The organism is Halorubrum sp. GN11_10-6_MGM (assembly GCF_005435165.1).
In the GTDB taxonomy this organism is placed as follows: domain Archaea; phylum Halobacteriota; class Halobacteria; order Halobacteriales; family Haloferacaceae; genus Halorubrum.
Genome location: NZ_SGUC01000148.1, coordinates 1 through 479 on the forward strand (window position 1 = coordinate 1; position 479 = coordinate 479).

Sequence of the window (479 nt, forward strand, 5' to 3'; positions counted from 1 at the left end):
ACGCGACGGTCTTCAGCAGGTGGTTGCCGACGTAGGTGTCGAGCAGGAACGGGAAGGTGTCCTCCTCGTACTCGAGGATGTCCCGAACGTGGTGTTTGTTGTGGTCCGAAAGCGCCGAGACGGGGATCTCGTCGCCGGGCGTGAGCCCCTGCGCTTCGGCGTAGGCGCCCACGTCCTCGTTGCGCGCGAACACGATCTCGACGCCCCACTCGTCGGCCCAGTGTTCGACGAAGTCGATGATCTCGTCGAAGTGCTGGTAGTGGTCGATGAAGACGGCGGTGGGCTTCTCGTAGCCGTACTTCTCCGCGACCTGGTTGATGAAGTACAGCGTCAGCGTGGAGTCTTTCCCCCCGGTCCACATCACCGCGGGGTTGTCGTACTCCTCGAGTCCGGTCTTGGTGACGTCGATCGCCTTCTCGATTTTGTGCTGGAGCGACGGGTAATCGGCCGGGCCCTCGCCTTCGCCGTCGGTATACGAT

1 protein-coding gene is annotated in these 479 nt (G+C 62.6%); it reads right to left on the reverse strand.

Annotation, left to right across the window (positions count from 1 at the left end; genetic code table 11):
* Positions 1-479, reverse strand: a 479-nt coding sequence (locus EXE46_RS16470) for a phosphoadenosine phosphosulfate reductase family protein (protein WP_158413975.1), incomplete at both ends; no start/stop codon positions are given.